The 23,182-nt window shown below is 54.4% G+C and carries 24 protein-coding genes; 20 read left to right on the forward strand and 4 right to left on the reverse strand.

Annotation, left to right across the window (positions count from 1 at the left end; translation table 11 throughout):
* Positions 1 to 38: 38 nt before the first annotated feature.
* Both ACWB12_RS11415 and ACWB12_RS11420 read right to left on the reverse strand, forming a co-directional pair.
* Positions 39 to 1,544, reverse strand: a complete 1,506-nt coding sequence (locus tag ACWB12_RS11415) for an ATP-binding protein (RefSeq protein ID WP_479530209.1) — start codon at positions 1,542 to 1,544, stop codon at positions 39 to 41.
* Positions 1,544 to 2,266 carry a response regulator gene (locus tag ACWB12_RS11420; protein WP_479530210.1) on the reverse strand — a complete coding sequence of 241 codons (723 nt, stop codon included), beginning with the start codon at positions 2,264 to 2,266 and terminating at the stop codon, positions 1,544 to 1,546. Before ACWB12_RS11420 ends, ACWB12_RS11415 begins: the two co-directional genes overlap by 1 nt.
* 171 nt (positions 2,267 to 2,437) lie before the next feature.
* On the opposite strand from ACWB12_RS11420, the gene ACWB12_RS11425 reads away from it, so the two are divergent.
* The 9 genes from ACWB12_RS11425 to ACWB12_RS11465 all read left to right on the forward strand — a co-directional run bounded on the left by ACWB12_RS11425 (position 2,438) and on the right by ACWB12_RS11465 (position 11,829).
* Positions 2,438 to 3,121: an EF-hand domain-containing protein gene (locus ACWB12_RS11425; RefSeq protein WP_479530211.1), complete on the forward strand. Its 684-nt coding sequence runs from the start codon at positions 2,438 to 2,440 to the stop codon at positions 3,119 to 3,121.
* A 171-nt stretch (positions 3,122 to 3,292) separates the two neighbouring features.
* On the forward strand, positions 3,293 to 3,679 hold the full coding sequence (locus ACWB12_RS11430) for a DUF302 domain-containing protein (RefSeq protein WP_479530212.1): 387 nt from the start codon (positions 3,293 to 3,295) through the stop codon (positions 3,677 to 3,679).
* A 50-nt stretch (positions 3,680 to 3,729) separates the two neighbouring features.
* Positions 3,730 to 4,428 (forward strand): TVP38/TMEM64 family protein, encoded by a 699-nt coding sequence (locus tag ACWB12_RS11435; protein WP_479530213.1) that lies wholly within the window; start codon positions 3,730 to 3,732, stop codon positions 4,426 to 4,428.
* Positions 4,425 to 5,345 (forward strand): prolipoprotein diacylglyceryl transferase, encoded by a 921-nt coding sequence (gene lgt, locus ACWB12_RS11440; protein WP_479530214.1) that lies wholly within the window; start codon positions 4,425 to 4,427, stop codon positions 5,343 to 5,345. Before ACWB12_RS11435 ends, lgt begins: the two co-directional genes overlap by 4 nt.
* 58 nt (positions 5,346 to 5,403) lie before the next feature.
* On the forward strand, positions 5,404 to 7,746 hold the full coding sequence (locus ACWB12_RS11445; RefSeq protein ID WP_479530215.1) for a heavy metal translocating P-type ATPase: 2,343 nt from the start codon (positions 5,404 to 5,406) through the stop codon (positions 7,744 to 7,746).
* A 13-nt stretch (positions 7,747 to 7,759) separates the two neighbouring features.
* A complete protein-coding gene (locus ACWB12_RS11450; protein WP_479530216.1) occupies positions 7,760 to 8,596 on the forward strand; it encodes a hypothetical protein in 837 nt (278 codons plus the stop codon).
* 26 nt (positions 8,597 to 8,622) lie between these two features.
* Positions 8,623 to 9,153 carry a c-type cytochrome gene (locus tag ACWB12_RS11455; protein ID WP_479530217.1) on the forward strand — a complete coding sequence of 177 codons (531 nt, stop codon included), beginning with the start codon at positions 8,623 to 8,625 and terminating at the stop codon, positions 9,151 to 9,153.
* Positions 9,154 to 9,284: 131 nt separating this feature from the next.
* Positions 9,285 to 11,384 (forward strand): heavy metal translocating P-type ATPase, encoded by a 2,100-nt coding sequence (locus ACWB12_RS11460; RefSeq protein ID WP_479530218.1) that lies wholly within the window; start codon positions 9,285 to 9,287, stop codon positions 11,382 to 11,384.
* Between the two features lie 19 nt (positions 11,385 to 11,403).
* Positions 11,404 to 11,829, forward strand: coding sequence for a MerR family transcriptional regulator (locus tag ACWB12_RS11465; protein ID WP_479530219.1), 426 nt, complete (start codon positions 11,404 to 11,406; stop codon positions 11,827 to 11,829).
* A 15-nt stretch (positions 11,830 to 11,844) separates the two neighbouring features.
* Here ACWB12_RS11465 and ACWB12_RS11470 read toward each other — a convergent pair whose 3' ends face one another.
* Positions 11,845 to 12,264, reverse strand: coding sequence for a MerR family transcriptional regulator (locus ACWB12_RS11470; RefSeq protein WP_479530220.1), 420 nt, complete (start codon positions 12,262 to 12,264; stop codon positions 11,845 to 11,847).
* A gap of 75 nt (positions 12,265 to 12,339) precedes the next feature.
* Between ACWB12_RS11470 and ACWB12_RS11475 the strand changes: the two genes are divergently transcribed.
* From ACWB12_RS11475 to ACWB12_RS11505, 7 genes are all read left to right on the forward strand, one after another.
* Positions 12,340 to 12,744, forward strand: coding sequence for a mercuric transporter MerT family protein (locus ACWB12_RS11475; protein WP_479530221.1), 405 nt, complete (start codon positions 12,340 to 12,342; stop codon positions 12,742 to 12,744).
* A gap of 11 nt (positions 12,745 to 12,755) precedes the next feature.
* The gene (locus ACWB12_RS11480) at positions 12,756 to 13,046 is read left to right on the forward strand and encodes a cation transporter (RefSeq protein WP_479530222.1); all 291 of its coding nucleotides are present in this window, start codon (positions 12,756 to 12,758) and stop codon (positions 13,044 to 13,046) included.
* 4 nt (positions 13,047 to 13,050) lie between these two features.
* Positions 13,051 to 13,263, forward strand: coding sequence for a mercury resistance system transport protein MerF (gene merF / locus ACWB12_RS11485; protein ID WP_479530223.1), 213 nt, complete (start codon positions 13,051 to 13,053; stop codon positions 13,261 to 13,263).
* An 18-nt stretch (positions 13,264 to 13,281) separates the two neighbouring features.
* The gene (gene merA, locus ACWB12_RS11490) at positions 13,282 to 14,712 is read left to right on the forward strand and encodes a mercury(II) reductase (protein ID WP_479530224.1); all 1,431 of its coding nucleotides are present in this window, start codon (positions 13,282 to 13,284) and stop codon (positions 14,710 to 14,712) included.
* Positions 14,713 to 14,804: 92 nt separating this feature from the next.
* Positions 14,805 to 15,476, forward strand: coding sequence for a cytochrome c biogenesis CcdA family protein (locus ACWB12_RS11495; protein WP_479530225.1), 672 nt, complete (start codon positions 14,805 to 14,807; stop codon positions 15,474 to 15,476).
* Complete coding sequence (locus ACWB12_RS11500) at positions 15,473 to 16,705, forward strand: MFS transporter (RefSeq protein WP_479530226.1); 1,233 nt, start codon at positions 15,473 to 15,475, stop codon at positions 16,703 to 16,705. The genes ACWB12_RS11495 and ACWB12_RS11500 overlap by 4 nt, the downstream gene beginning before the upstream one ends.
* Before the next feature lie 139 nt (positions 16,706 to 16,844).
* Positions 16,845 to 17,639 carry a nucleoside phosphorylase gene (locus ACWB12_RS11505; RefSeq protein ID WP_479530227.1) on the forward strand — a complete coding sequence of 265 codons (795 nt, stop codon included), beginning with the start codon at positions 16,845 to 16,847 and terminating at the stop codon, positions 17,637 to 17,639.
* Positions 17,640 to 17,807: 168 nt separating this feature from the next.
* On the opposite strand, the gene ACWB12_RS11510 is transcribed toward ACWB12_RS11505, so the two are convergent.
* Positions 17,808 to 18,677: a MurR/RpiR family transcriptional regulator gene (locus ACWB12_RS11510; protein ID WP_479530228.1), complete on the reverse strand. Its 870-nt coding sequence runs from the start codon at positions 18,675 to 18,677 to the stop codon at positions 17,808 to 17,810.
* A gap of 112 nt (positions 18,678 to 18,789) precedes the next feature.
* On the opposite strand from ACWB12_RS11510, the gene ACWB12_RS11515 reads away from it, so the two are divergent.
* From ACWB12_RS11515 to glyS, 4 genes are all read left to right on the forward strand, one after another.
* Complete coding sequence (locus tag ACWB12_RS11515) at positions 18,790 to 19,986, forward strand: MFS transporter (protein ID WP_479530229.1); 1,197 nt, start codon at positions 18,790 to 18,792, stop codon at positions 19,984 to 19,986.
* Positions 19,987 to 20,640: 654 nt separating this feature from the next.
* A complete protein-coding gene (locus tag ACWB12_RS11520; protein ID WP_479530230.1) occupies positions 20,641 to 21,570 on the forward strand; it encodes a glycine--tRNA ligase subunit alpha in 930 nt (309 codons plus the stop codon).
* Between the two features lie 29 nt (positions 21,571 to 21,599).
* Positions 21,600 to 22,040, forward strand: coding sequence for a DUF6446 family protein (locus ACWB12_RS11525; RefSeq protein ID WP_479530231.1), 441 nt, complete (start codon positions 21,600 to 21,602; stop codon positions 22,038 to 22,040).
* A gap of 3 nt (positions 22,041 to 22,043) precedes the next feature.
* A partial coding sequence (glyS, locus tag ACWB12_RS11530; RefSeq protein WP_479530232.1) for a glycine--tRNA ligase subunit beta occupies positions 22,044 to 23,182 on the forward strand: 1,139 nt, incomplete at its 3' end.

The following is a 23,182-nucleotide window of genomic DNA, read 5'->3' on the forward strand; positions in this document are numbered from 1 at the left end:
CCATCCCGCCGCCGTCATACATGTGTCCATAATAGCGGTCACCAATTGCCCCGTGAGAGTTTGCCATCAAGGGCGTTGATGCCAATATTGCTATCATCAATGCTGATATGTGCAGTGTGTTCTTCATCGGTTTTCCTTTCTGTAGTGTTGTATATTTCATCTTCCAAAGGCAGCTCGATTATTGCGAGCAAGCCACCCTCGGGCCGGTTTTCAAGCGTTATGTTTCCACCATGTGCCTGAATAATGGTTTTTGCGATCGAAAGGCCCAGACCGGTGCCGCCGGTCTCTCTGGATCGCGAGGTTTCCAGGCGCACGAAGGGATCAAACACCTTTTCCAATGCGTCCGTGGCAATGCCGGGACCATCATCGGCGATCAGGATTTGCGCCGTGTCATTTTGTTCCTGTAGGCTGACATGCGCGATTGCGCCATAGCGCACTGCATTCTCGATAACATTCCTGAGCGCGCGCCGTAACGAGGTTGCCCTGATACGGGCAAATATACCCTCCGACATCTCGAAATCCAGATTGCAGCCGGTTTCTTGCAACTCATGACACAGGCTTTCCACAAACTGCCCCAAGTCAACTGTTTCAGATGGCTCGGACGTCGCCATGCCGCGGGCAAAAGACAGCGTTGCGTCGACCATCTCCTGCATTTCCTCAACCGACGCTACGATCCGGTCGCGTGTTTCATCATCCTCAACCATTTCTGCCCGCACCCGTATCGCCGTCAACGGCGAACGCAGATCATGACCGAGCGCTGCCAATAGCCGTGTGCGGTCTGCTACAAACCGCGTTAATCGCGCCTGCATGCGGTTAAATGCTTTGGTCAGGTCGCGCACCTCCGATGGTCCGGTTGGGTGCAGCTCTGCCACCTCTTCGCCGCGCCCCAACCGTTCGGCCGCATTAGACAGATTGCGCAATGGCCCAATAAGGCGCGTCAATACGAACCAGAGCGCCAAAATCAGAATAAATGCGGATGTAATTCCGAAACTTAACGTGGAAACCCATGCCCATTGTAATGGGGGTCGATGGAATCTGGTTTCAACATTCAACCATTGCCCTGCCTCCAGCGCAATCGAGAGCCGCATTTCCATCGTGGACAACGTGTCGTGCAGCATTTCCCTGTGCATCTCGAGCATTTCTTGCGGAATACCGGGCACAGAAACCAGTTCGGTTTCTATCTCGTGCAACTCGACCCGGATGGGGGCTGTGAATTCGCTTCCCATCAAGGTTTTTATCCGCTTTTCTATCCCTCTACCGCGACCGTGGCCCTGATGGTCGACAGCAGGTATCGCGGCGAGTTCAAATCGCACCAAAGGCGAACTGGCGGCCCGAAGGATCGAGGGATGCAAATCAATCGGGGCCTCTTCAATCAGCAATGCGATATTCGCAGCCCGATCCGCCGCCTCAAACCCGAGGGCAGCCCGAACCGCGAGGCTTCTTTCATCCACAAAAAGCCAAAGACTGACCGCCTGCGCGATCAACAGCGCGAATATAATCAGTAGAATGACCTGTCCGCGCAAGCTGCTAAAAAGGTCACGCATCACGTCAGTTCCTTGACGTCGACCGACAGGCAGTATCCACCGCCACGAACGGTTGTGATGATTTCCGGCTGGGTTGGGTCACGTTCGATTTTGCGTCGTAGACGGCTAATCTGGTTATCAATGGTGCGATCAAAAACCTGTGCAGCACGGCCAGCGACAAGATCCAGCAACTGGTCGCGGTTCAGGATAAAGCGGGGTCTTTCAAGAAAGACAGTAAGCAATTTGAAATCCGCCGTGGTCAGGCTGGTATCATTCCCATCATGATCGACCAGCACCCGACGGTCGGTATCCAGAATCCAGTGCGCAAACTCCACCCGATGCCCAGAAAGCTCTCCTGCGCTGGTTTGGGCCCGTTCCGTGCGGCGTAAAATCGCCTTGATCCGCGCCAACAACTCGCGCGGGTTGAACGGTTTGGACAGATAGTCGTCCGCGCCGATTTCCAGCCCGACAATCCGGTCTGTGTCTTCGCTTAATGCCGTGAGCATCAGGATCGGTGTTTCGCCCTTAGCAGAAAGCCTGCGGCAAACCGACAAACCATCCTCTCCGGGCATCATGACATCGAGCACAATCAGATCGAACCGGCCCGCAACCATTTTGGCATCCATATCTATGGCGTCATGTGCGCTTGTCGCCCGCATGCCGTTCTTCTCTAGATAACGGGTTACGGCGTCGCGTATATCGCGGTGATCATCGACAATCAGGATATGTGGTATTTTGCTCATGGTTCTGTTTATACCGCGAACATCTGGAAGATTCCCCACTAAATTGTAGCATTCTGTATCCACAGCTTATCTTGCGACAGAGCGATACATTTTGCCGACGTCACAGGCATAGTAGTGCGACTGCAAGCCTCCATATTGAAGTCATCGAAACAACAATCACGAGGTGGAACAATGAACCGCAACACAACAATCGCATTAGGATTTATCGCAGCAACCGCACTGGCATTCCCGGCCTTTGCACAGGGCCAGCAACAACATCACGGTCAAAAAGGCCAAGGGTCCGAGGTGATGGGAGATCTGGGCGGGGCTGGCATGGGTGCCGGTATGGGGGAAGGCATGGGCGCTGGTATGGGCAACCATAAGCAGATGATGCAAATGATGATGCGCATGCACAGCCAGATGATGGGCGGTGCCGGTCAAGGTGGCATGGGGTCGATGGGCGGCCAGGGGCACATGATGGGCGGCATGGGTAAAACCGGCGCAGGTCCGGCAGGTGGCATGATGATGGGCGGTATGAAAATGCCGATGATGGATGCCGACAATGACGGCATGGTCACGGCAGAAGAGGCCCGCGCAGGTCTAACTGCAAAGCTGAAAGAATTTGATGCCGACGGCGACGGAAGCCTGTCGATTGCGGAATTTGAAACTCTGCATAGTGCCAACATCCGCGAACAGATGGTGGACCGCTTTCAGGGATTTGACAATGACGGCGACGGTCAGGTGACGCTTGAGGAAATGACAGCACCCGCCAGCCGCCTAGAGCGGATGCAGGCCATGAAAGCTCAGGCCGGTGGCATGGGTCAGAATATGCAAGGCATGGGCAGTACGGACGGAGAAGCAGCGGCCGACAATTAATCACACACGGCCGTCGAGCATGGGCCCGACGGCCGAACCACACTGGAAAGGACTAAAAAATGATGGGTTTTGGAATGGGCGGCCTTTGGATGCTGCTTGTCGTCGTCTTCACAGTGCTCGCGATAACGGCACTCGTAAAATACATAGCAAAGTAAGCAAGGAAAATCTAAAATGACATATACAATCAACCGTGTGGTTGTCGGTGCCGATATTGATGCAGTTGACCAGCGGGTCAGGGCTGCGTTGACTGATGCCGGCTTTGGTGTCTTGACTGAAATTGACGTCAAGGTGACGATGAAGAAGAAAATTGATGTCGACATGGAGCCTTACCGGATTCTTGGGGCCTGCAATCCAAACATGGCACACGAAGCAATCGGACTGGAGCCACGGGTCGGGGCAATGCTGCCCTGTAATGTGATCCTGAGGCAAGTTGAAGGCGGCATCGAAATTAGCGCTATTGATCCGGTGGCATCGATGCAGGCAATTGAAAATACTGGCTTGCAATCAGTCGCGGCAAAAGTTCGTGATATGCTGGAGGATGTCGTGCAAGCGGCATGACTTAGGCGTCCCGACAAATAAAGGGGCGCAGCACAGCTCCGAGGTCATAAATGCCCCACGTCCGATATGGAAAAATACTGGTGTTCAGCGTTGTCATTCTGGCAGCGCTGACACTATGGCTGTTGCAAGGCAACGGCGGGTTTTCATTTGTGAAAACTGGGCTGTCGCGCGAAGCCATTGAGGGTTGGGTTGCCATGGCCGGAATTTTCGGGCCGCTGATCGTCATTGGTTTGATGACATTTGCGGTGGTCGCCAGCCCGATCCCCAGCGCCCCGATCGCATTGGCTGCAGGGGCGGCATATGGCCATATATATGGCACGGCTTACATAGTGATCGGCGCAGAAATCGGGGCGCTTATTGCGTTCGGGTTGGGGCGATGGCTGGGGCGCGACGTTTTATTGAAATGGTTCGGTGCGCGGATTGATATCGGCATGCTTGGCTCACAAAACGCCTTGACGGCCATTGTTCTGCTGTCGCGTCTAATGCCGTTTGTTTCCTTCGATCTGGTCAGCTACGCAGCAGGTCTTAGCAGCTTGCAAACATGGCGCTTTGCCTTGGCAACCTTAACCGGAATTATCCCCGCAAGTTTCCTGCTGGCCCATTTCGGCGGTGAAGTCGCTAGCGCGGATATGGGCGGCGTAGTCTGGGGAGTTCTGGGTCTCGGGGTGATCACGGGCCTACCTCTTTTGACCGCCGCTTTTCGCGGGAGAAATAATAACAACTTACAAAAAGAACGAGGAAAAATATGACAGGTTTCATCCCATTTCCAGATATAGGACCGGATATCTTTTCAATTGATATAGGCGGATTCACCTTGGCGCTGCGGTGGTATTCAATGGCGTATATCGTCGGCCTGCTTATCGGCTGGCGCATTATATTACGGGCCGTACGCAACAAAGAACTGTGGCCGAACGATACCCCGCCACTAACACCTGAACACATCGAAAACCTCCTGACATGGGTCATTCTGGGGGTCATTCTGGGTGGACGCCTTGGTTTCGTACTGTTTTATCAACCCAGCTATTATTTTCAGAACCCAAGTGAAATTCTGATGGTCTGGCAAGGGGGCATGTCGTTTCATGGCGGGCTGTTGGGGGTGACGATTGCCGGGCTGATATTTTGTTGGAAGCACGGGCTGCCGATGATTGGTGTGGCCGATGCGCTGGCGCTGGCCACCGCCCCCGGATTGTTTCTGGGCAGGCTTGCTAATTTCATCAATAACGAGCTTTGGGGCCGGCCGACCGATCTGCCTTGGGGCGTTGCTTTCCCCGGTTCTACGGCGCAAAATTGCCCCGACGTGGCCGGAATTTGCGCCCGACATCCGTCGCAACTGTATGAGGCCGGACTGGAAGGGTTATTACTTGGATCAATCCTGTTGTTTCTAGCGTGGCGACTTAAATGGCTGAAAACACCTGGTCAAATTACCGGAATTTTCATTGCCGGATACGGTGTGTCGCGTTTTATCGTGGAATTTTTCCGCCAAGCTGATGCGCAATTCATCACGCCGGATAACCCGTTTGGTTATATCGCCAGCTTTGGGGATTGGGGCGTCTCGATGGGACAATCCCTGTCAATTCCGATGATCCTTCTGGGTCTGGGCATTCTATTTTTGGCACAGCGGCGGCTACCGGTTTCCAAAATTGGAGTGCAAAATACGGGGTCTTGACCTTCTAGTTACTGGAGGGATTACCTTTGGGTTCAATCAGTCTTTTGTGGAGAGAATTATGAACACCGATCATCACAGCGACCACGAACACGCCACTATTCCTGGCGGAGACAATACAGCCCCCGACCCTGTTTGTGGCATGCAAGTGGCGTTGGATGCTGGCAAACCATCGGCGCAGTATCAGGAACAGGAGTTTCATTTCTGTAGCGACAAATGCCATGGCAAGTTCGAGGCTGATCCATATTTCTATGCCTCTGGCAACAGCAAACTGGTGAAAGAGGTCCAAAACCAAAGCGTTGATTACACTTGCCCCATGCACCCCGAGATCGTGCAGCAAGACCCCGGCGCTTGCCCGATCTGCGGCATGGCGCTTGCACCTGTCATTGCAACCGGAGATGAACCAAACGAGGAGTTGACAGATTTCACCCGTCGCATGTGGATCAGCGCTACCGTTGCGGTGCCGCTGGTGGTGATGACTATGGGGCCGTTTATTGGTCTGCCAATCCGCGAATGGATTGGTGAAAGGGCTTCTGTCTATCTGGAGTTTCTGCTTGCAACACCGATTGTGCTCTGGGCCGCACAACCCTTTTTCGTGCGCGGCTGGAACTCGATCCGCAGGATGAACCCCAATATGTGGACGCTGATTTCGCTCGGGGTGGCGGCGGCTTATCTTTACAGCCTTGTGGCCACGTTCCTGCCCGGCGTGTTTCCCGAAGCGTATAGTGAGGGCGGCAATGTCGGCACCTATTACGAGGCGGCTGTAGTGATTATCACCCTGATTTTCGTCGGACAAGTGCTGGAGTTGCGCGCCCGCGAACGCACCGGGGACGCCATAAAGGCATTGCTGGATCTTGCGCCCAAAACCGCGCGGCGAATATTACCAAACGGCGATGAATACGACGCGCCGCTTGAGAACATCCTTGAAGGAGACCGCTTGCGCCTGCGCCCCGGGGATGCAGTGCCGGTGGACGGCGTTGTCGTTGAGGGCACGACCGCGATTGATGAAAGCATGCTGACCGGCGAGCCGGTGCCGGTTGAAAAATCCGCAGGCGACACCGTGACGGGCGGTACCATCAACAAGAACGGATCATTGGTGATAGAGGCCACCCGCGTTGGCGCCGATACCGTGCTATCGCAAATCGTTGAAATGGTTGCAGGGGCAAAACGCTCGCGCGCGCCCATTCAGGGCATGGCCGACAAGGTATCGTCTATCTTTGTGCCGCTGGTGGTGCTGATCGCGATCACGGCCTTTGTTGTCTGGTTCTTTTTCGGACCTGAACCGGCGCTTATTTTCGCCGTGGCATCGGCCGTTTCGGTGCTGATCATCGCCTGTCCTTGTGCGCTGGGCTTAGCCACGCCGATTTCGATTACCACCGCTGCTGGACGGGGGGCGCAGGCAGGTGTGTTGATTAAGGATGCAGAGGCTTTGGAATTGATGGCCAGTGTGGATACGCTGATCGTCGACAAAACCGGCACTTTGACCGAGGGCAAGCCCAAGCTAACAGATACAATCGTGCTGGGGGACATCGACGAAAGCACGTTACTGTCATTGGCTGCGGCGCTCGAGAAAGGCTCGGAACATCCTTTGGCCGAGGCGATTGTCGCGGGGGCCGAGGCAAAGGGTCTAAAAATAGGCAAGATCAATGAATTTGCAGCGGTCACGGGCAAAGGTGTTCAGGGTAGTATTGGCAAGCGCAAGGTTGCCTTGGGCAACAAGGCGATGATGGTCGAGGTTGGGCTTGAGACCGACATGATAGATATTCAGGCCGATGCGCTGCGCAGTGATGGAAAAACGGCGATGTATGTGGCGGTGGATGGCGCCTTGGCTGGAATCGTTGCGGTGGCTGACCCGATCAAGGGCAACGTGGCCGACACCATTAAGGCACTACATGCTGCAGGCCTGCGGATCATCATGGCCACGGGTGACAATGAACGCACGGCGCAGGCCGTGGCGTCGCAGCTGGGCATCGACGAGGTGCGCGCAGGTGTGATGCCCGAGGACAAAAAGAATTTGGTCGAAGAATTGCGCCGCGCTGGCCATTCTATCGCTATGGCTGGTGACGGAGTAAATGATGCCCCCGCTTTGGCCGCTGCCGATGTCGGAATCGCTATGGGCACCGGTGCAGATGTGGCGGTGGAAAGCGCCGGCATCACCCTGCTCGGGGGTGACCTGTCGGGCATTGTGCGCGCACGCAAACTGGCCAAGGCAACGCTTAGGAACATCAAACAGAACCTGTTTTTTGCCTTCGCCTATAATGCGGCAGGTGTTCCGGTTGCAGCGGGCATCCTTTACCCACTGACCGGAACATTGTTGTCTCCGATGATCGCCGCGGCAGCGATGAGCTTGTCGTCGGTTTCGGTGATTTCCAATGCACTGCGATTGCGGCGCGTCAAACTTTGATAGGGTGATCACAATGTCGGCCCGGATCGAAAGCCAGACATCAATCGCGTGGAAAGCGCTTCAGTGGGCTTTGCTAAAATATCTTGGCAGAGCGGCGCGAAAGATATTGTTGCGCAAGGAATTTGTGGCTGCAGACAACGACCCGATCCGATTTCAACGCAAGGACATCCGGAATTTTATGGAGCTGATGCAACATGAGCTGCAAAATTTGCGCTCGATAGCTCGCCTGCATCAACTCCCCAACATCGGCAACAGGATCATGGTTGAACTCGCGATCACGACCATCGCGGCGTTTCGCGTTTTGAAAACCATGGGGGTCGCAAAAGAAGACGCCATCGAGACCGTCGCAGAAATCGGTTGGGATATCTACGCAAGCCAACTTCGGTTGGTTTCATTACCGTTTCGGTTGACATCTAGAGACCCTGCAAAACGACTAAAACGCACGATACGGCAATTATTACGCTTCCCTTTCGGGGCAACTGGTGCACTTGGGTATGCCGTCAAAAGCTGGAGTGACAGGGGAAATATCTACACATATTTCACCCACTGCCCGCCGCAGACTTTTGTGCGTGACTTGATCAAAGCAGAAGGCGACAACGGCGAACTAGACGCGTTTTTTGCAAGTTGGTGCCAGTATGACTGGCCCGGTGCGGACATCATCGCAGGTGATGGGCGCGACGGGCATTACGCAAGGCAATCAACGCTTTCAGCGGGCGATCCGGTTTGCGATATGTGCTGGAAGGGCACTGTTACAAAAGCGCGTTCCGATCTTTCAAGAACAAGTCAAAACGCATTTCTACAGAAACAGCCAAACGTTGTTTCCAAGTCGCCAACTCATAAAATTAACTGAAGCCTATCAAACGAAGGAACATGAAGATGAAATACAAAATTTTAATGACCAGCCTTGTCACTGCCGCGGCGATTGCACCAAACATCAGTCTGGCGCAACAAAACCCAGAAGTTAGCGCACAAATGTCAAGATCGGGTTTCGTTCTTGAAAACGGTTTGGAAATTCCCGGTTTTGACCCCGTAAGAGGGCGCAAGCTATTTGCCGCTAAGGGGTGTGTTGTGTGCCATTCGGTCAATGGTATCGGTGGAGAAGATGCCCCAGAGTTTTCGGCCGACTATATGGAAACACCAATGAATGCCTTCGATTTCGCCGCGAATATGTGGCGTGGTGCTGGGGCCATGATCGCAATGCAGGAAAACGAATTGGGAGAGCAGATTGAGCTTAGCGGTGAGGAGTTGGCAGCGATCATTGCGTTCGTTCATGACAGGGATGAGCAAGCAAAATTTTCCCAGGCAGATATTCCCCATGATATCGAAGAGTTGATGCATGGGGGTGACGACACTGCCGAAGAACACGAGGAAGATGCAGGCAGCACGGGGCATACCGGTAGCGACTGACAAGATAAATCAAGCGTCGATGGTCAACATTGACGCTTGATCAGGCCTACGACAGAAAAATCTGCTTGAACCTACAGCCACTGTAGAAAGTATAGCTGATGGTAGATGATTCTAAATTAAGGGCTTTCACAATGGCTAAGCAACAAACACTACAGATCGACGGGATGGATTGCCCTAGCTGCACCAGCAAAATCGAAGGTGTAGTTTGCAAGTTACCCGGAGTGGAAAACGTTAGCCTGAATTACACGAATCAGAAAATGAAATTTGATTTGGCAGGGGGTGCGTCAGATGCGGGCGCGGTGATACAGGCCGTTGAAAGGCTTGGTTATAAAATAGCCAAACCAGCAGGGAAAACCCCCGATGTGGTGCCGGCTTGGTGGCAGACGGGCAAGGGCCGTCTGGTGATATTCTCGGGCATTTTACTGGCCATTGCCGGAATCTTGTCCCTCGTTTTGCCTGATTATGCTGGTTACGGCTATGCACTTGCCGCGCTAATCGCCTTGTATCCGCTGGCCCGCAAAGCAATCCTCAGTGCCTTCTCGGGGCTACCGTTTACCATTGAAACGCTGGTGACCATCGCAGTTATCGGTGCGATTATCATTGATGAAGCCGCCGAAGCCTCTGTTGTGGTGTTCCTGTTTTTGATTGGCGAATTATTGGAAATGATTGCGGCGGCCAAGGCGCGTGGTTCGGTGCAGGCATTGGCCGATCTGGTGCCAAAATCCGCATATCTGGTTGTCGACGGGGCAACCCGCGAAGTTCAGGCCGATACACTGGTGGTCGGCGACATGATCGAAGTGCGCCCGGGGGGACGGGTGCCTGCGGATGGGGCGATCATTGACGGGCAAACCTCGATAGATGAGGCGGCTGTCACCGGTGAATCCATGCCAAAGCGCAAAGGCGTCGGCGACGGCGTTTATGCGGGCACCATTAATGCCGACGGGGTGATCCGTGTAACGGTCGAAAAGGGTGCCGAGAACAACATGATCGCGCGCATTCTTCAGATGGTTGAAGATGCCGAAGCAAGCAAGGCGCCAACCGCGCGGTTCATTGATGATTTTAGCAAGTATTACACCCCGGGTGTCATTGTTGTGTCGGCTTTGATCGCGATCATTCCCCCGCTTACGATGGGTGCTGCATGGGAGCCTTGGATATACAAGGGGTTGGCAATTTTGTTGATCGGTTGTCCTTGTGCGCTGGTTCTGTCAACGCCTGCGGCAATCACATCCGGGATATCAGCAGGCGCAAAACACGGGCTGTTGATGAAAGGCGGTGCCGTGCTCGAGGCCATAGGCAAGGTCGCTTTGGTGGCGTTTGACAAAACCGGAACGCTGACCCAAGGTACGCCCAAGGTCACTGATATACAGGTGTTTACCGGCACCGAAAACGCCATGCTGATGCTTGCGGGTTCGGTCGAGGCCGGATCATCGCACCCCTTAGCCGTTGCTATCGTGGACGAGGTTGCATCGCGCGAGGTCACGCTCAAAAAGGTCACAAATTCCAAAGCGCTAAGCGGGCGTGGGGTGCAGGCCAAAGTCGGCAGCAAACTGGTTACAATTGCTTCGCCCAATTATGGGCGCGAGATTTCCAAGTTTTCCACCGAACAGGACGCCTCAATTCAAGCGCTGGAAGCGGACGGAAAAACCGTCGCGGCTGTCATCGTTGAAAAGGTTTTACTGGGCGTGTTTGCCCTGCGCGATGAATTGCGCGATGACGCGAAACCGGCGATACAGGAGTTGGCAGATATTGGCATCGCATCCGTGATGCTAACCGGCGACAACCAGCGCACCGGAGCCGCACTTGGCGCGCAACTGGGCATCGAGGTTCAGGCCGAATTGTTGCCACAAGACAAGCTGGACGCGATAGAGACGCTAAAGGGCCGCGGTAATATCGCAATGGTCGGGGACGGAATAAACGACGCACCCGCCCTTGCCCGTGCCGATGTGGGAATAGCTATGGGCGGCGGCACCGATGTGGCTCTGGAAACGGCAGATGCGGCGCTGTTGCACGAACGGGTTAGGGACGTTCCGGCACTGATCAAACTGTCGCGCGCCACAATGACGAATATTCACCAGAATATTACGCTCGCTCTGGGGTTAAAGGCTGTGTTTCTGGTCACGACAATCATGGGGGTTACCTCGCTTTGGATGGCCATTATGGCCGATACCGGCGCGACCGTTCTGGTAACGATTAACGCGCTGCGGCCCTTAAGGTATAAGTTTGAGAAATAGCACCTGAAAAGGAAGACTCATGCTGTCCATAGGAACAATGTCGCGTAAAACCGGAACCAATGTTCAAACCATCCGGTATTACGAGCAGATTGGGCTATTGCCCGAACCCGAACGTTCGCAAGGGGGGCAAAGGCGGTATCACAATACCGATCTAGACCGGCTATCGTTTATCCGGCACGCACGGCAATTGGGGTTTCCGTTACAGGATATTCGTGAAATGCTTGGCATGGCGGATCAGCCGCAACAGTCCTGCGAGGAGGTCGATAAGATTGCGACGCGCCAGTTGCGGGAGGTCGAGAAGCGCCTAGAGCGGCTCAAGGCACTTCGCAAAGAACTGAAACGAATGATCGTAGGTTGTCGCGGAAACAGTATCGCCGAATGCCGTATCTTGCAGGTTTTAGGAGATCATTCAGAGTGCCTTACGGAGCATCATACTACGGATTAAACCAAGCCTCGGCCCCTATCCAGCTTCAAACAATGTATCAAGGATCGGGCATTCCGGCACATCACCGCGGCTACATTCGGACACCATGTTCGATAGCGCCTTTTCCAGCTTTCTTAAATTGGCAATCTTGTCCTGAACCGAGGCCAGATGATCAACCGTTAGGTCATGCACCTCGCCACATGTGAAATCCTTACAATCTACCATTTCAAACAGCCCGCGGATTTCCTCCAGACTGAACCCAAGCCCACGCGCACGCCGGATGAAAAACAGCCGCTTTAGCTGGTCGTGGTTGTATTGCCGGTTGCCACCGACGGTACGATCCGGTTTGGGCATAATACCGATACGTTCATAATACCGGATGGTTTCAATATTGACGCCGGTTTCACGCGACATCTGACCAATTGGATAACCTCGCGTTTTCGTGATCTTGGACATTCAAAAAACCTCTTGTATCTGTAGCTGCTACAGATCGTATATATCATCAAACGGCACAAAACCACGGGTAAAACTATGACCGAAACAATTGAAATACTAAACGAACAAGCATCGGACGAAACCCGCAAGACACGTATGATTGCGGCGGGTGGTATTCTTGGGGCTATTGCAGCCTCGAGCTGCTGCATCGTGCCATTAATCCTGTTTAGCCTTGGCGTGTCGGGTGCGTGGGTCGGAAACCTGACAGCACTTGCCCCCTATAAGCCGATATTTATAACCATCACCCTTGGGTTTCTCGCCTATGGCTACTGGATGGTCTACCGCAAGCCCAAAGCCTGCGCCGATGGCGCGGCCTGCGCACGGCCCTTGCCCAACAAGTTGGTCAAATCTGCGCTTTGGGGCTCGACCATCCTGATTATCTTGGCGCTTTTCTGGAACTGGATTGCCCCGGTCGTTGCCCCCATTCTTCTTGGTCTTTGAAAGGACATCACATGAACCTTAAATCACCCCTTTTTGCGCTCGCCACCATTGTTGTGGCCAGCCCGCTTTTTGCCGCAGAACAAACGGTAAAATTTGACGTCCCCGGAATGTATTGCGCCAGCTGCCCGTTTATTGTCGAATCCGCGATGGGCAAAGTTGAAGGCGTCATTTCCGTTACGGCTGATTCAGAAACAAGAACGGCACTGGTTGTGTTTGATGATGCAGTGACCACGACCAATGATATTGCGGATGCATCGGCCTCTGCCGGATATGAAGCATCAATACTCGAAGGCGAGTCCTGAGACCATGAATGATAAAAAGCTTTTGAAAGTCGGGGTGATCGGCACCATTACGGCTGCCCTTTGCTGCTTTACGCCAGTGCTTGTGGTCTTGTTCGGAATTGTTGGTTTGTCGGCGATGGTCGGCTATCTCGATTATGTGCTATTTCCAGCCCTTGGAATATTCATCCTGCTGACGATCTATGCGCTTTGGCGCAAACGCGGCCAAACCAGCATCTAAAATCTAAGGAATTCCACTATGAAAGATTGTTGTGACGGAAAAAAATCGGGTGGCGGTTACGATTTGATTGTCATCGGTGCTGGGTCTGCCGGATTTTCGGCGGCTATTACAGCGGCTGATGATGGCGCAAAGGTTGCGTTGATTGGGCACGGCACCATCGGCGGCACTTGTGTCAATGTTGGCTGTGTGCCCTCCAAGGCGATGATCCGCGCGGTCGAAATCATGCATTCCGCCGCAGCAGTCGACAGGTTTGACGGCATTGAGGCGACAGCCAGGGTTACCGACTGGGCCGCCGTTGTGCGCCAGAAACAGGCGTTGGTGGATGATTTGCGCGCCGCTAAATACATCGACGTTTTGCCGAATTACGACGCTGTGACCTACATCGAGGGCGCAGCGCAGTTTCAGGCGGACGGGTCCGTTGCGGTTGACGGGCAGATGATCAAAGCGGGCAAGGTGATTATCGCGACTGGGTCGCGCCCGCATGTGCCGGATATTTCCGGCCTAACAGATGTGGACTGGCTGGACAGCACCTCGGCGCTGGAACTTGAGACACTACCAGCATCCATGATGATCATGGGTGGCGGATATATCGGGGTCGAACTGGCGCAGATATTCGCACGGGCCGGATCCAAGGTGACTATTGTCACCCGTCGCGGGTTATTGCCCGAGGCCGAGCCGGAAATCAGCGCGGCGTTGACTGGGTATTTCGCCGATGAAGGCATTACCGTCATGGGCGGTCTGACTTATGACAGGTTCGAGACTTTGAGCGGGCAGGTCACGTTGCACGCTGGTCAGGCTGGTAAAGCGCTGGAAATCAACTCGGAACGGTTGTTGCTCACCACAGGGCGGGTGCCAAACACGGGCAGCCTTGCCCTAGATATGGCGGGGGTCACGACCGACAAGCGCGGTGGCATTGTGACCGACGCCCAGATGCGCACCAGCCTTGCGGGTGTCTATGCGGCGGGCGATGTGACGGGGCGCGACCAGTTCGTTTACATGGCCGCCTATGGCGCCAAACTGGCCGCTAAAAATGCAATGACGGATGCGGGCCTGACCTATGACAACGCCACCATGCCCGCCGTGGTTTTTTCCGATCCGCAAGTTGCCAGCGTTGGCCTGACCGAAGCGGCGGCGAATGCGCAAGGCATTGAAACCGTCACCTCGGTTCTGCCGCTGGAACATGTGCCACGGGCATTGGCCGCACGCGACACACGCGGGGTGATCAAACTGGTCGCCGAAAAGGGCAGCAAGAAGCTGCTGGGCGGACATATCCTCGCCCCCGAAGGATCTGACAGCATCCAGACAGTCGTAATGGCGCTCAAGATGGGCATGACCTATGATGATCTGGGCGGGATGATATTTCCCTACCTGACAACCGTCGAGGGCTTGAAACTTGCCGCGCAAACCTTTGAAAAGGACGTGGCAAAGTTGAGTTGCTGTGCGGGGTAGAACCGCGCAAAACATGGCCGGAGCTACTGTGAGTTTTCCAGTTGACATTCCAGTTGCGGGAACCTGTATTTATGCCAATAAAGGACGCATATTTGGAATACTCACTACAAACACTTGTCATTCTACCAATCGCATTAGGCTTGCTCGGGTTTATTGAACCCTGCACAATTGGCGGGCATCTGGTCTTTCTGAACACCCAGAAAGAGCGCGCAGATACAGATAAAATCAAGGCTGTCCTGATTTTCGTGCTGACACGTTCGGTAATGGCAGGATTATTCGGGGCGTTGATTACATTTGTCGGGCAGAAATTGATCCCCTTGCAAACCGGTATGTGGCTGTTGTTCGGCCTGATCTACTTAGTGATGGGAATCCTTTTTCTTACCGGCAACACGCGAATGGTGAAACGCCGGATAGATTTGGCCCCCGCAGCGTGGAAAACCGCACAAAACCCGTTCTATCTCGGGCTAGCTTTCGGGTTTAACATCCCTGCTTGTGCCGCGCCCATATTGTTTGGCCTGCTTGGGCTGGCGGCAACAACCGGATCCATTCTGGCGGGGTTTGGCATGATGTTTTCGTTCGGGTTGTTCCTGTCATTGCCACTGGTCCCGTTTGCACTCATTCCCCGACTGTCACAGCAATTGGAAAGACTGGCACAAAAGCTAAAGAAAACCCGATGGATCATAGGCGTTGTGTTTATCGCACTTGGCCTTTGGTCAATCTGGTTCGGCCTTTATGTTGATCCCAAAGACTGGTCAGGAACATGAAAGAGCGCCGTCGCTTTACCCATGTCGCAGCTGCCGGCATCACATTTCAGGCTGGATCAACCGCGGTGGATTCGGCAACCATCATGTCGGCGCTGGTGTTCCAGTTGACCGGAAGCTCTATTCTGGTGGGGGCCGTGACCGCGATTTTGCGGTTTGGCTGGTTGTTCCCGCAGTTGATAATCGGGTTTTTGGCACAACGCTCTGGCTCAAGCATGAAATACTATGTGATCGGTGCGTTTGGCCGCGCGTTTTGCATGGCGTTAATGGCCGCGGTTTTATTCTTGGGGGCAGGGTGGTCAAACACCGCTCTTTCATTCGCGGTAATGGTGCTCTGGACAGCCTATGCTTTCATCAGCGGCATTGTTGCGGTGCCCTACAATGATATTGTGGCACGTTCTGTGCCCTCCAATTTACGCAGCCGCCTGATGGCCACGAGGTTCTTTGGCGGAGGAATTTTGGCGCTCGGGGTTGTTGCGATTGCTGACAGGTTTGTCGGCAACATGGTTTTCCCAATGTCCTATGCCGCAATTTTTGCCATGGCATCTGTGCTGATGTTTATGTCGTCCGGCGTCTTTTCCGCAATGGGAGAGCCAGAACCACAGGCCAGTGCTTCCAAAGACGGGTTCTTTCAATATTTGCACGACGGGGTCAAAACCTTCAAGACTGACAAACAGTTTGCCTTGTTCACCTATGCGCAATGGTGTGGTGGTGCGGTATTAATGGCCATGCCGTTTTATATCGTCCAAGCCAGCCAATCCGGTGTTCCACTGGAAAACATCGCCTTGTTGCTGGGAGCACAGACCATTGGCGCACTGGTTTCAAATCCCCTGTGGGGCTGGTGGGGCGACAGGTTGGGTAAGGTAAGCCTGCTCAAGGTGATTGCCTTTGGGCGTGTGTTCCCGCCACTTGCAATCTTTGTGCTCGGGTTCGGTGGGCATATGCAGGGCAACCTGATGTTTTTCACCTTTACCGTTCTGTTTTTCGTGAGTGGTGCACTTGCCAATGGGCTAACCATTGCTGTCATTGGGTTCCTGATGGAGATATCGCCAGATAATCAACGCCCCGCTTATAGCGGATATTTCAATGCAATCACCGCACCGGCATTCTTACTACCATTGCTTGCGGGTATCATTGCAACATATTCGGGGCTTCAAATCGTATTTGCAATCTCAATGATCGCTGCCGCAGTGCAATGGTTCCTGTTAACACGGATAAATACCCATGCCTGAAAATATACTATCTGAAGTGGCCAGGCTTTTGTTGTTTACACTGTTTTGCGAGAAACCAATTGGCAATTCATCCGACATGAATTGATTTTCATGCATCGGGGCTTGCCTGATAACCATTTGCCCGACTGAAAGCATTCCGATGACCGATCTCACTATCCCTCCCATTCTAGCGGATAAACATTACGACGATTCACCAGTTTTTCGCCCCGAGAACCTGTTGCGCGAGGCGCGGCGGCAACGCGCAATCCCGTCAGGCGAGGTGCCCGATGTTTGCCTGCTGGATCCGGATGGCGACATCGTGCGCAGGCTTGTGGCCGAAGGAAAAGCCGAACGCTGCCGATTTTGGGCCTGTTATCACACCGCGCTTTTCCGGTTTAACCTTGACGGGGTCGAGATCGGTGTGATCGGCAACGCTGTCGGAGCCTCGTTTGCGGTATTGCTCGCCGAGCAATTGTTCGTTTCCGGCTGCAAGATTTTGATTAGCGTCACATCGGCGGGCCAGATTGCCGAGACACTGACCTCGCCCTGTTTCATCCTGATCGACAAAGCACTAAGGGACGAAGGTACCAGCTATCACTACCTGCCCGCATCCGATTTTGCGGATGCTTCGCAGCGGATGATTTCGCGATTGAGCAACGCTTTTGGCGGGCTTTCGTTTCCGGTAATAACCGGGGCGACATGGACCACCGATGCCCCTTATCGGGAAACTGGAACAGCAATTGCCGCAATTGCTGCCCGTGGGGTTCTGGCCGTAGAAATGGAAGCGGCGGCGCTTTACGCTTTTGCACAGGCGCGCGCAAAAGACGTTCTGTGCTTTGCCCATGTCACAAACCAAATGGCGCAGGACGGGGATGACTTTGAAAAGGGCGAGAGCGATGGCGCAGTGGCAAGCCTCGCGCTGGTCGGGGCCGTCGTAAAGGCGCTTGCCAAATAGCGCTGATCCTACGCAGACCCGTCACCCGCCTCGACCGGTAGCCCAGCCGCGCGCCATTCGGGCTGCCCGTCCTCCATGCGCCCGTGCTTGCGGATCTGAAGCTCACCGCAAATATGGTTCTGGTGTTCTAGGGTGTGGGCCCAGACCAAACTGGAGGCTACAGCGCTTTCAGATATCCATATTCTGATCACTAAGGGCTGTGCGTATTTCATTGAGGGTCTCAAGACTTGCCATGCTTTCTTTCGAGCGCTTCATGGCAACGCCCACCATAAGCGCTTCGATCAGGGCAAGGGTGGCTGTGTGCATGCTCAACATGTTCATACGGCCCCGCGCCACCGGCAAAACATGACTGACCCGGTGGTGTAGTTTTGGGCCAAGAGTGTCGGATATCAGGATTGACGGTATGGCGTGCTGATCGGCCTGGTCTAGCAGGACCGCCAATTCCCGATAGACCCTTCCGTAGGCAAAAATGACCAACAGGTCCCCTTCACGGAAATGCTGTATTTTGTCGGCAAGCAATAAACCGGTCTGGGTCAGGCTTATCGTGTCAAGACCAAGGCGGCCCAGCCCGATTGACAAATATTCGGCCATCGCACTGGACGGGCCGATTCCAAAAATTGCGATGCGGCATGCTTTGATGACCTCGCCAACTACATTTTCAAACAGCGCAGGGGAAATATCGCGGCGCAATTCTTCCAGCGAGGTCTGGTTGATATCGACTGTCACCTGTAGCACTGAACCGAGATCGTCACCGACGGCGTGGATGGTGCGTGCCATCCGGCTGGCAGGAGATATGCCATCGCGGATATCGCGGGCCAGCGTTCGGCGCATGTCTTCAAGTCCGCTAAACCCGAGCGCCTTGGCCGTGCGCACGACCGTTGCGTCACTGGACCCTGCCTGCGCGGCCATAGATGTCGCAGATGCGATCAACACCTCCTCGCGGTTTTCCTGAAAAAACAGCGCCACGGTTTTCTCGGCTGGGCTGAGCACGTCGAACGCTGCACTTAGCCGATCATTGAAGGTGCTAGGTCGGGTCACGTGGGAACATCCTTTGTTGACTCGCGATGTCGCAATTGCTACGAAAATGGCGATATAAGTAGTATATACTACTATTCCCTGATAAGCAAGCCAGCAAACATCGGAGACCAACATGCCAGAGAAGCGCGAAAAGATACCGTCCGGAATATGGGCCATCGGCTTTGTCAGTCTGTTCATGGATGCCTCATCCGAACTGGTTCATGCCTTGCTTCCGGCGCTTTATCTCTCATTAGGGGTCAGTATGGCCACTATTGGCATTATCGAAGGCATTGCCGAGGCGAGTGCGGCTATTACCAAGGTTTTCTCAGGCGCGATCAGCGATTGGCTGGGGAAACGCAAACTTCTGACAGTCATCGGGTACGGGCTTGCGGCACTGACAAAACCGTTTTTCCCACTGGCGCATTCAGTTGAGATGCTGTTTGCCGCACGCTTTATTGATCGCATCGGCAAAGGTATTCGGGGTGCGCCACGGGACGCGCTTATCGCAGATATTACTCCTGAATCCGTGCGCGGGGCGGCCTATGGATTGCGCCAGTCGCTGGATGCCGCTGGCGGCTTTATCGGCCCCATTCTCGCTATTTCCCTGATGGCGCTGCTGTCTGACGACGTCACGCTTTCCTTATGGTTTGCGGTAATACCTGCGGCGTTGTGCATGGTGTTTCTAATCTTTGGTGTTAAAGAGCCCAAAAACATTACCTCTTCCCGCGCCGAAGGCAAAAAGAAAGGCCTGCCGCTTAATCGAACGGATATGGCCCAGTTAAGCGGCCGCTATTGGATCGTGGTTGTGATCGGTGCATTGTTTTCCCTCGCTCGGTTCAGCGTGGCATTTCTTGCCCTTCGGGCGATGGAGCTGGGCCTGCCAATCGGCCTTTCGCCGCTGGTGCTGATCCTGATGGGGGTGGTGTTTTCACTGTCGTCGTATCCGGTTGGTGTGCTGGCAGATCGCATGGACCGCGGTAAATTACTGGCGCTAGGCTTTGTCGCGCTGATCGTTGCCGAACTAATACTTGGATACACCACGAATTACTGGATTGTTCTTGTGGGCGTTGCCATTTGGGGGCTTCACCTTGGCCTGACCCAGGGATTGCTTTCTACCTTGGTGGCCGACAGCGCCCCGAGCCATTTGCGCGGAACCGCCTTTGGAGTTTTCAATCTGGCCAATGGCATCGCGCTTTTGTTTGCCAGCCTGGTGGCGGGCGGTCTATGGCAGTCGCTTGGCGCTTCAACAACATTCTACGCCGGTGCAAGTTTTGCTGCAGCCGCTCTTGTTATGTTACTGATCTCGTTTCGATCCAAGCATTGGAGGTGACACACACAGGATGGATCTGTCGCAGATAATTGGACTTGCCACGGGTCCGTTCTGCCTCAGGTGGTCATGTAAGTGGCTGTCCCTTCAAGAGCCACGGGGGGCTAGATTGAAAACTATATTGACCTTGAGGTGCTGCATGCTGCTATAAAACAAGCACATCCAAGAACATACCATGGCCCAGATTAAACTAACCAATATGGCCATGTCTTCCATTTCCAAAATAACGGCGGCAAGGTTTGTGAGAATGCAGATAAGGTCACAGCTGCGCGGATCGTTTGCGAAAAAAAGAAGCCAAATTTGATATTCTTGATTTAACCAAACAGATAAGAAAGCTGGTTAAAATGATTAATGCAGCGAACCAAAGTGATGCACGTTAAGTATTCGCGCCATTTCGCAATAATGTCAGTGCCCAACCTCCGTGTCGTGTCAAAGACGCAGTTACAGCACGATGAGGGCGTTATTGCATCGCCGCATGTTGATGGAACGTATGTTGTTACCGCACCGCTGGGTAGAAAAAACGCCCCAGTGCCCCCTAGGCCGGTCGCTGACATATTTACAAGTAACTACCTTGTTCCTACGGGTTGCCAACTCCCCAATTGACCCCCCCCGCCACATTGCCTATTTGAAACTAACCCGCATTCTTCCGAGGCCTCTATGACCGATAACTCTGCCACCCCCCGCAGCTTTCAGGAAATCATCCTGCGCCTTCAGGCCTATTGGGCGGCCAAGGGCTGTGCCATCTTGCAACCCTATGACATGGAGGTTGGCGCTGGCACCTTTCACCCCGCCACCACGCTGCGCAGCCTTGGCAGCAAGCCGTGGGCCGCCGCCTATGTTCAGCCCTCGCGCCGTCCAACCGACGGGCGCTATGGCGAGAACCCGAACCGGTTGCAGCATTATTACCAGTTTCAGGTGTTGATCAAACCCTCACCAAAGGACCTTCAGGCGCTGTATCTGGGCAGCCTTCAGGCCATCGGTATCGACATGGACCTGCACGATATCCGCTTTGTCGAGGACGACTGGGAATCGCCAACGCTGGGCGCTTGGGGTTTAGGCTGGGAAGTCTGGTGCGACGGGATGGAAGTTTCCCAGTTCACCTATTTCCAGCAGGTCGGCGGGCAGGATTGCCATCCGGTATCAGGCGAGCTGACTTACGGGTTGGAGCGTTTGGCGATGTATGTTCTGGGCGTCGATCATGTGATGGACATGCCTTATAATGACCCTGATGCAAGTATCCCGCTGAAATATGGCGATGTGTTCAAACAGACCGAACAGGAATATTCGCGCTGGAATTTTGATATCGCCAACACCGATGTGTTGTTGAAACAATTCGAAGAGGCCGAGGCCGCCTGCGCCGACATCCTTGAACGCCCTTATGATGATCCGAAAACCGGCAAACGTATCGTGATGGTGCATCCGGCCTATGATCAGGCGATCAAGGCCAGCCATCTGTTCAACCTGCTGGACGCGCGCGGGGTGATTTCGGTGACCGAGCGCCAAGCCTACATTGGCCGCGTCCGCGCGTTGACCAAGAAATGCGCTGATGCCTTTGTAGAAACGGACGCAGGGGGGTGGACGCAATGAATGGTGGTAAACTGGTAGGAGTTGGTATTTTGGGTTTTGCACTGATCGCGGGGGCTGTGCTCTATTATCTTCAGGTTTATGCGTATTACGACGAGATCGAGCAGGATGCAGCGGTGATCCAGCTGACCTCGATTGTGTCGGGCGAACCCGAGGAGATCATCGCGGACGGGTTTGAAGGGATCGATTCAGAATCCTCGCCAATCCGGTTTCGCGGCTGTTTCACTACTCCGATGTCGCAATCCCTGCTGACCGAAACCTACGTGTCCTATGACGCCGCCGTGCCCCTGATCGGACCACGCTGGTTTTCCTGCTATGATGCCAAGGTGATAGGTGCTGACCTTGAAGCAGGCGTGGCGCTGCCGTTCCTGTCCCAGGCCGACATTACAAATGGTGTTGACCGCGTTGTGGCGATTTACCCCGACGGGCGCGCCTATATCTGGCATCAACTTAACGATAAATTTGCGGAATAAATCATGCCTGACCTGTTGATTGAACTGTTTAGCGAAGAAATTCCGGCCCGTATGCAAAGCCGTGCGGCAAGCGATCTGAAACGTCTGGTGACGGACGGGTTGGTTGACGCAGGGCTGACTTATGCCTCGGCGGGTGCGTTCGCAACGCCGCGCCGCCTGGCGTTGTCGGTGGACGGGGTGCTGGCTGAATCGCCCACCATCCGCGAGGAACGCAAAGGCCCGCGCGTGGATGCGCCGGACAAGGCGATCGAGGGGTTCTTGAGGGGCGCAGAGGTGGCACGCGATGATCTGGAAGTGCGCGACGAGAAAAAGGGGCAGGTTTACTTTGCCTTGATTGAAAAACCGGGCCGTCCTGCGGCCGATATCATCGCGCAAGTGCTGGAAACAACCATCCGCAATTTCCCATGGCCCAAATCCATGCGTTGGGGGGCTGGCACGTTGAGATGGGTGCGCCCGCTGCATTCGATCCTGTGTGTGCTGAGTGACGAGGCTGGCGCGAGCGTTGTGCCGCTCGACATCGACGGCATCATATCGGGCGACAGCACCGAGGGGCATCGGTTCATGGGGGCGGGGGGCGTAAACGGCAGTGAACGGTTTAGCGTCACGTCGTTTGACGATTACGCGGCAAAACTGTCCAAGGCCCATGTGATTTTGAGCGCCGATGAACGTGCTGACCACATTTGGGCCGACGCCACCAATCAGGCATTCGCCCAAGGGCTGGAAGTGGTCGAGGACCGCGCCTTGCTGGCCGAGGTCGCCGGATTGGTCGAATGGCCGGTGGTGTTGATGGGCGATATCGCCGAAGACTTCATGGGCCTGCCCGCCGAAGTGCTGCAAACCTCGATGCGCGAGCACCAGAAATTCTTCAGTGTGAAAAACCCGAAAACCGACCGCATTGAAAAATTCATCACCGTGGCCAATCGTGAAACTGCCGATGCTGGAAAAACCATCCTTGCGGGCAACCAGAAGGTGCTGTTTGCGCGCCTGTCAGACGCCAAATTCTTCTGGGAAAACGACCTGCGGGTGCCGCTGGCCGATATGGCTGCGAAACTGGGCAACGTCACCTTTCACAACAAGCTGGGCACACAGGTTGAACGGATTGATCGCATTGCCGCCCTTGCCCGCGAAATCGCGCCGATGGT

The organism is Profundibacter sp., assembly GCF_056498605.1.

Bases quoted from the DNA above. Each gene is read 5' to 3' on its own strand.
- ACWB12_RS11415 (WP_479530209.1), bottom strand. From the start codon at position 1,544: ATGCGTGACCTTTTTAGCAGCTTGCGCGGACAGGTCATTCTACTGATT.
- ACWB12_RS11420 (WP_479530210.1), bottom strand. From the start codon at position 2,266: ATGAGCAAAATACCACATATCCTGATTGTCGATGATCACCGCGATATA.
- ACWB12_RS11425 (WP_479530211.1), top strand. From the start codon at position 2,438: ATGAACCGCAACACAACAATCGCATTAGGATTTATCGCAGCAACCGCA.
- ACWB12_RS11430 (WP_479530212.1), top strand. From the start codon at position 3,293: ATGACATATACAATCAACCGTGTGGTTGTCGGTGCCGATATTGATGCA.
- ACWB12_RS11435 (WP_479530213.1), top strand. From the start codon at position 3,730: ATGCCCCACGTCCGATATGGAAAAATACTGGTGTTCAGCGTTGTCATT.
- lgt (WP_479530214.1), top strand. From the start codon at position 4,425: ATGACAGGTTTCATCCCATTTCCAGATATAGGACCGGATATCTTTTCA.
- ACWB12_RS11445 (WP_479530215.1), top strand. From the start codon at position 5,404: ATGAACACCGATCATCACAGCGACCACGAACACGCCACTATTCCTGGC.
- ACWB12_RS11450 (WP_479530216.1), top strand. From the start codon at position 7,760: ATGTCGGCCCGGATCGAAAGCCAGACATCAATCGCGTGGAAAGCGCTT.
- ACWB12_RS11455 (WP_479530217.1), top strand. From the start codon at position 8,623: ATGAAATACAAAATTTTAATGACCAGCCTTGTCACTGCCGCGGCGATT.
- ACWB12_RS11460 (WP_479530218.1), top strand. From the start codon at position 9,285: ATGGCTAAGCAACAAACACTACAGATCGACGGGATGGATTGCCCTAGC.
- ACWB12_RS11465 (WP_479530219.1), top strand. From the start codon at position 11,404: ATGCTGTCCATAGGAACAATGTCGCGTAAAACCGGAACCAATGTTCAA.
- ACWB12_RS11470 (WP_479530220.1), bottom strand. From the start codon at position 12,264: ATGTCCAAGATCACGAAAACGCGAGGTTATCCAATTGGTCAGATGTCG.
- ACWB12_RS11475 (WP_479530221.1), top strand. From the start codon at position 12,340: ATGACCGAAACAATTGAAATACTAAACGAACAAGCATCGGACGAAACC.
- ACWB12_RS11480 (WP_479530222.1), top strand. From the start codon at position 12,756: ATGAACCTTAAATCACCCCTTTTTGCGCTCGCCACCATTGTTGTGGCC.
- merF (WP_479530223.1), top strand. From the start codon at position 13,051: ATGAATGATAAAAAGCTTTTGAAAGTCGGGGTGATCGGCACCATTACG.
- merA (WP_479530224.1), top strand. From the start codon at position 13,282: ATGAAAGATTGTTGTGACGGAAAAAAATCGGGTGGCGGTTACGATTTG.
- ACWB12_RS11500 (WP_479530226.1), top strand. From the start codon at position 15,473: ATGAAAGAGCGCCGTCGCTTTACCCATGTCGCAGCTGCCGGCATCACA.
- ACWB12_RS11505 (WP_479530227.1), top strand. From the start codon at position 16,845: ATGACCGATCTCACTATCCCTCCCATTCTAGCGGATAAACATTACGAC.
- ACWB12_RS11515 (WP_479530229.1), top strand. From the start codon at position 18,790: ATGCCAGAGAAGCGCGAAAAGATACCGTCCGGAATATGGGCCATCGGC.
- ACWB12_RS11520 (WP_479530230.1), top strand. From the start codon at position 20,641: ATGACCGATAACTCTGCCACCCCCCGCAGCTTTCAGGAAATCATCCTG.